5 protein-coding genes, 6 tRNA genes and 1 other RNA gene are annotated in these 6000 nt (G+C 49.6%); 7 read left to right on the top strand and 5 right to left on the bottom strand.

Translation table 11 applies throughout. From position 1 onward, the window contains the following. The 4 genes from K0778_RS27675 to K0778_RS10940 form a co-directional block, all read right to left on the bottom strand. Positions 1 to 62, bottom strand: a 62-nt coding sequence (locus K0778_RS27675; RefSeq protein ID WP_223671452.1) for a hypothetical protein, incomplete at its 3' end; no start/stop codon positions are given. Positions 63 to 145: 83 nt separating this feature from the next. Further along, entirely contained in the window at positions 146 to 2335 is a 2190-nt protein-coding gene (locus K0778_RS10950) for a sensor domain-containing phosphodiesterase (protein WP_000497400.1), read from the bottom strand. A 208-nt stretch (positions 2336 to 2543) separates the two neighbouring features. Further along, positions 2544 to 2619: transfer RNA gene (locus tag K0778_RS10945), tRNA-Ala, on the bottom strand. Between the two features lie 39 nt (positions 2620 to 2658). Beyond that, positions 2659 to 2734, bottom strand: a tRNA-Ala gene (locus K0778_RS10940). A gap of 220 nt (positions 2735 to 2954) precedes the next feature. On the opposite strand from K0778_RS10940, the gene K0778_RS10935 reads away from it, so the two are divergent. Next, positions 2955 to 3314 carry a YfeC-like transcriptional regulator gene (locus K0778_RS10935; protein ID WP_000472021.1) on the top strand — a complete coding sequence of 120 codons (360 nt, stop codon included), beginning with the start codon at positions 2955 to 2957 and terminating at the stop codon, positions 3312 to 3314. Position 3315: 1 nt separating this feature from the next. Continuing rightward, entirely contained in the window at positions 3316 to 3708 is a 393-nt protein-coding gene (locus K0778_RS10930) for a YfeC-like transcriptional regulator (protein ID WP_063084691.1), read from the top strand. A gap of 51 nt (positions 3709 to 3759) precedes the next feature. Here the strand turns inward: K0778_RS10930 and gltX are convergent, their stop codons facing one another. Further along, on the bottom strand, positions 3760 to 5175 hold the full coding sequence (gene gltX / locus K0778_RS10925) for a glutamate--tRNA ligase (RefSeq protein ID WP_000695655.1): 1416 nt from the start codon (positions 5173 to 5175) through the stop codon (positions 3760 to 3762). A 258-nt stretch (positions 5176 to 5433) separates the two neighbouring features. On the opposite strand from gltX, the gene K0778_RS10920 reads away from it, so the two are divergent. The 5 genes from K0778_RS10920 (at position 5434) to K0778_RS10900 (ending at position 5987) form a co-directional block, all read left to right on the top strand. Next, positions 5434 to 5509: transfer RNA gene (locus K0778_RS10920), tRNA-Val, on the top strand. Between the two features lie 44 nt (positions 5510 to 5553). Beyond that, a tRNA-Val gene (locus tag K0778_RS10915) sits at positions 5554 to 5629 on the top strand. Positions 5630 to 5675: 46 nt separating this feature from the next. Further along, positions 5676 to 5751: transfer RNA gene (locus K0778_RS10910), tRNA-Val, on the top strand. Between the two features lie 4 nt (positions 5752 to 5755). After that, a tRNA-Lys gene (locus K0778_RS10905) sits at positions 5756 to 5831 on the top strand. A 30-nt stretch (positions 5832 to 5861) separates the two neighbouring features. Beyond that, positions 5862 to 5987: non-coding RNA, RtT sRNA (locus K0778_RS10900), on the top strand. Positions 5988 to 6000 lie beyond the last annotated feature (13 nt).

The following is a 6000-nucleotide window of genomic DNA, read 5'->3' as shown; positions in this document are numbered from 1 at the left end:
AGTTCTTCGGGCTTACCAATATGGGCCAGAATTGCTGACCAGTTATCGTGAGAGTAATTCATCGGCACGTTAAATCATATCAGGCGTAATACCACAACCCTTAAGTTAGCGCTTATGGGATAATTCCCCGGTTTTTTTACGCCTGTTAATCAGCTAATGGCTGCGGGCGACCAATCAAATACCCTTGCAGATATTGCACCCCGAGCTTATGCAATAGCGCCTGCTGCTGTTGCGTCTCGACAAACTCCGCGACCACACTCAATGACTTCGCTTTCGCCAGATCGGTAATTGATCTCACAATCATCGCATCCAGCGTGTTCGTGACAATATCTTTCACAAAGACGCCATCAATTTTGATGATATCAGCCTGCAAACGCTTTAACCGTTCGTAGTTGGCATATCCGGTGCCAAAGTCATCAATCGCAATCCGGAAACCAAACTTATGCAGCTGCTCGATGTTGTACATGCTGCTTTCTGCGTTAGAAAACGCCTGCTCCTCGGTGATCTCAAGAATGACCGCCTGCGGGGAGATGTGATAACGCTTAAACAGACGAATAATCCGCCCGGCAATATTCTTTTGCAGCAGCGTGAGCGGCATTAAATTGACTGAAAAGCGCGGTCCTTTTTTGTCGCAAGGGTGTGTTGCCAGCCACTTCAACAAGGATTCCAGCACTTGCAAATCAAAACGCGCGCTAAGGTTAAACTGAGCAATAAGGGGCAGAAACTTATCCGGGGTCATAATGCCGCCGTCATATTTCAGTCGCGCGAGGATCTCATCATAACCTTCACCCTCTTTGTTGCGAATTGGCTGGGCGTAGAGCAGCAAATCACCCTGATCTAACGCCGTGCGAATGGTATTCAGCAATAGCACCTGTTTAGTGGTCTGCCCGGAAACCATCTCCTCTCTGCTATCCAGCGCCAGCACATGATGATGTGCGCAGGATTGCTCCGCCAGCCAGCTTAACTGCCCCAACAAGGGTTGCAGGGTTTCCTGATTTCCATCAAAACGCCCCCAGGCAGCACCATAGCCCATATCCAGCCCGGTATTGTTCCAGTGAATTTGCCGACTATTCAGGATGTTAACCATATGCTGGAGTCGCCCTTCCGTTTCCGGCCCGCTCAGCACTAACAGCAGTTCACTACCCGGCAATTGATACAACTTTTCGTTTTCCTGCATCAACGGCAGCAGCGTACGGCAAATTGAGCGGATACAGTGAACGCGCATCATTAAGCCGTAATGACGACTCATAAACTCAAGATTATCAATGCGCAGGCAGCAAAAACTCTTGCCCGCCTCTTGCTCCGGCGCTTGTTCCAACGCACGAAAGTTGGGTAGGAGCGTTAACGGATCTGTCAGCGCCTGCAAATGCCAGCGGCGATTAAGCCATTCACTGCGATGATAAATGCGCACCATATAGAGCAGGCAAACGCTAAAGGAAATCAGCACCGCAAGAATAAATGCCAGCGAATATTCGGTTTCCACCCCTTGCAAAAAGTTCTGGTTGTAATTCAGAAGGCAAAGCGTTGAAACAGCCCAGGTGAGATTTAAAAACGGATAGCGAAGCTTACCGACCCCGAGGGTAAAGATGATGAAGAAAACGGGTACCAGGTAACCGGCAATAAAGTCGTTTTCATAAGGTGTGCACAACAGAAGTAGCAGCACGCTTAACGCTGCCAGCCAGCTTAAGGTAAATGCGCGTTTCTCTTTGCCCAACGACGGAGCGATATCCCTGCGCCACAATATCTGCGCAAAGTGGGGACTTACAATCATGCGAGTGAGATAGTAGAAAAGCATGTTGTAAATCAGCACAGCGGTGAAAAGGCTTAGCAAATCAACGACCGTGAAAATGGCATCCGCATCGCCGAAAAAGGTGGATATCTTTAGCGGGAAATCAAAGAAGCTCCCCACAAGATACATGCTGCATTTGATGCCGATCGGCGTCACCAAACCAAGCCAGAACAGACGTTGCCAGACATATCGGCTGGTCAATCCATAACGCCAACGCGTCCCCAGCTGCCAGCGTAATATTGCGCAGGCACACAACACGACAAACGTCTGGCTACCGAGCATGACCGCAGTCTGTAAAAAAGAGAGATGAAAGTTCCACAGATTGGTGCAAAACATCCCGCATAAAACGGGAACGACACCGCGCCAGCCAAAGATAAACAAGATTGACAGCATTACGCACAGTGGCATCCACGCCAGAAAGATATAACTGGAATGGATAATGGCAAGTGGCGAAATAAAACGGGATAGCTGAATAAGTACCACGGTGAGCGTAAACGCTAGTGTGAATATCTTGATATTTTTTATCAGGTTATGCTCCACAAACATGAGTACACTACTCTCACTGATCGGGGTTTTCAGGCACACAAATAATAAGTTTATTCGCATCGCGAAGCAAACAGGGGGCCAGCCTGTTGCCGATTTTTCATCCAATGATGCTTTCACCAGGCGGCACTAACCCGGACGTAGACTGTATTACAAAAGCGGCAAAAAGCAGAGACAAAAAACCCCCGCTTTGCAGCGAGGGTTGGAAATTTGGTGGAGCTAAGCGGGATCGAACCGCTGACCTCTTGCATGCCATGCAAGCGCTCTCCCAGCTGAGCTATAGCCCCACGATGCGTTTACGTACCAAGTTTGCTGGGTGCAAAATTTGGTGGAGCTAAGCGGGATCGAACCGCTGACCTCTTGCATGCCATGCAAGCGCTCTCCCAGCTGAGCTATAGCCCCGTCACGTAAAGCTTGTCGAGTTGACGGGCGGCATCATATGAATTCCGCCCGAATGTGTCAACGGCAAATTGCAACGTGTAGTTTCAATCGCTGAAAAATCAGGCAAATGAACAATTTTGGAAAACCGCTCGCATTCAGTAGTTATTCATGTCACGGTTTCCTGTAAAGTGGTGTTATAAAATGAACTACTAATAGACCCACATACATTCAGGGAATTGTTATGTTCAAGGAGAGGATGACACCAGATGAACTTGCCAGACTGACCGGCTATAGCCGCCAGACCATTAATAAATGGGTACGCAAGGAAGGCTGGACAACGTCACCAAAACCTGGCGTCCAGGGTGGCAAAGCCCGACTGGTTCACGTCAATGAACAGGTTCGTGAATATATTCGCAATGCTGAACGTCCAGAAGGTCAGGGAGAAGCGCCTGCCCTTTCTGGTGATGCGCCGCTTGAAGTATTGCTGGTGACACTGGCGAAAGAGATGACGCCAGTTGAACAAAAACAGTTTACATCCTTGCTTCTGCGGGAAGGGATTATCGGATTGTTACAACGCTTAGGGATTCGCGATAGCAAATAATATGAAAAGATTACGCAATAAAATGACCACCGAAGAACTGGCTGAATGCCTCGGTGTGGCTAAACAAACTGTTAACCGTTGGATCAGAGAAAAAGGCTGGAAAACGGAAAAATTTCCCGGCGTGAAAGGCGGTCGTGCCAGACTTATTCTGGTCGATACGCAAGTTTGCGAGTTTATTCAGAACACGCCAGCCTTCCATAACACACCAATGTTGATGGAAGCTGAAGAGAGAATTGCTGAATACGCTCCTGGAGCACGCACCCCGGCGTATCGACAAATCATCAACGCGATAGATAATATGACAGACATTGAGCAGGAAAAAGTCGCGCAATTTTTGTCACGTGAAGGAATTCGCAATTTCCTCGCCCGTCTCGATATTGACGAATCAGCATAAATAAAAAACGGCAGGATATTATCTCCTGCCGTTTATCTTTTTACACGCTAATTACTGCTGATTTTCGCGTTCAGCAATAAAATCCAGCGCTTTGTTGATACGCTCGATACTGCGGGTCTTACCAATTGCGTGAACGGTAACATCCAGTGCTGGAGACTGCCCCGCACCGGTTACGGCGACACGCAGCGGCATACCAACTTTACCCATACCCACTTCCAGCTCATCCGCCGTCGCCTGAATAGCGTGATGAACGTTTTCAGCGGTCCAGTCAGTAATCGCGGCCAGTTTGTCACGAACCACTTCCAGCGGCTGACGCGCTACCGGACGCAGATGTTTTTTCGCGGCGTCGGCATCGAACTCAGCAAAATCTTCGTAGAAATAACGGCAGCTCTGTGCCATCTCTTTCAGCGTCTTGCAGCGTTCGCCCAGCAGTTTCACCAGATCAGCCAGCTGCGGGCCGTTACGGGTATCGATATTTTCCTGCTCAATGTGCCACTGTAAGTGAGTAGCAACATACTCCGGCGGCAGCGCGTTAATGTAGTGATGGTTCAGCCACAGCAGCTTGTCGGTGTTGAACGCACTGGCAGATTTGCTGACGGCATTCAAAGTGAAGTATTTGATCATCTCTTCACGAGTGAAGATTTCCTGATCGCCGTGGGACCAGCCCAGACGCACCAGATAGTTCAGCAGTGCTTCTGGCAAATAACCGTCATCACGATACTGCATTACGCTGACTGCCCCGTGACGTTTGGACAGTTTTTTACCGTCATCGCCATTGATCATAGAAACGTGCGCGTAAACCGGCACCGGCGCTTTCAGGGCCTTAAGAATGTTGATCTGGCGTGGCGTGTTGTTGATATGGTCTTCGCCACGGATAACGTGGGTGATTTCCATATCCCAGTCATCGACAACCACACAGAAGTTATAGGTTGGGGAACCATCGGTACGGCGGATAATAAGATCGTCCAGTTCCTGGTTGCTGAACTCGATCGGACCACGGATCTGATCGTCAAAAACAACAGAACCTTCCTGCGGGTTAGCAAAACGTACAACACACGGTTCATCATCAGCATGATGCTCATGGCTGTGGCGGCAGCGACCGTCATAACGCGGCTTCTCACCTTTCGCCATTTGCTCTTCGCGCAGCGCTTCCAGGCGCTCTTTAGAGCAATAGCATTTATAAGCAGTGCCCTCTTCCAGCATCTGATCGATCACCGCGTTGTAGCGATCAAAACGTTTGGTCTGGTAGTACGGACCTTCATCCCACTCCAGGCTCAGCCAGTTCATGCCATCCATAATGGCTTCGATAGCTTCCGGCGTGGAACGCTCAAGATCGGTGTCTTCAATACGCAGCACGAACTCACCGCCGTGGTTACGTGCAAAAAGCCAGGAGTAAAGAGCAGTACGCGCGCCGCCAACGTGCAGATAGCCTGTTGGGCTTGGCGCGAAGCGAGTTTTGATTTTCATGAAATGGCCTTACGTTTAGAAAGATGCCGACAACCGGCAAATCCTGGAAAAATTAAGTGGGCGATATTCTATCACTCCCGCCTGATTCCTCAATGTAGTTCGGGTTTCTACCTTACGCATTCTTGTTTTCGTTGACAAATTGCGCAACACGGTCTGTTTTGCGATCATCTTGCTTAAATTTACGACGAACGAACAATTTCTTTAGAAAATGCGTTGACTCATTTTGAACTCTCCCTATAATGCGACTCCACACAGCGGGGGTGATTAGCTCAGCTGGGAGAGCACCTCCCTTACAAGGAGGGGGTCGGCGGTTCGATCCCGTCATCACCCACCAACTACTTTATGTAGTCTCCGCCGTGTAGCAAGAAATTGAGAAGTGGGTGATTAGCTCAGCTGGGAGAGCACCTCCCTTACAAGGAGGGGGTCGGCGGTTCGATCCCGTCATCACCCACCACTTTCTCGCCAGCTAAATTTCTTGTAAAAATGTGAAGTACCGAAGTGGGTGATTAGCTCAGCTGGGAGAGCACCTCCCTTACAAGGAGGGGGTCGGCGGTTCGATCCCGTCATCACCCACCACTTCGGGTCGTTAGCTCAGTTGGTAGAGCAGTTGACTTTTAATCAATTGGTCGCAGGTTCGAATCCTGCACGACCCACCAATGTAAAAAAGCGCCCTAAAGGCGCTTTTTTACTATCTGCGATACTCAAAGATTCGAACCTGCAGCAGGTTTGAGTTGAGCGCAGCGAAACAACGGAGCCGCTCGCGGCGACGGCCCGAAGGGCGAGCGAAGCGAGTCATCCTGCACGACCCACCAATGTAAAAAAGCG

Source organism: Escherichia sp. XD33 (assembly GCF_019375075.1).
In the GTDB taxonomy this organism is placed as follows: Bacteria; Pseudomonadota; Gammaproteobacteria; order Enterobacterales; family Enterobacteriaceae; genus Enterobacter; species Enterobacter flexneri_A.
Note: the sequence above shows the minus strand (reverse complement) of the source record. Positions and strands in the feature narration are given on the sequence as shown.

Bases quoted from the DNA above. Each gene is read 5' to 3' on its own strand.
- K0778_RS10950 (WP_000497400.1), bottom strand. From the start codon at position 2,335: ATGTTTGTGGAGCATAACCTGATAAAAAATATCAAGATATTCACACTA.
- K0778_RS10935 (WP_000472021.1), top strand. From the start codon at position 2,955: ATGTTCAAGGAGAGGATGACACCAGATGAACTTGCCAGACTGACCGGC.
- K0778_RS10930 (WP_063084691.1), top strand. From the start codon at position 3,316: ATGAAAAGATTACGCAATAAAATGACCACCGAAGAACTGGCTGAATGC.
- gltX (WP_000695655.1), bottom strand. From the start codon at position 5,175: ATGAAAATCAAAACTCGCTTCGCGCCAAGCCCAACAGGCTATCTGCAC.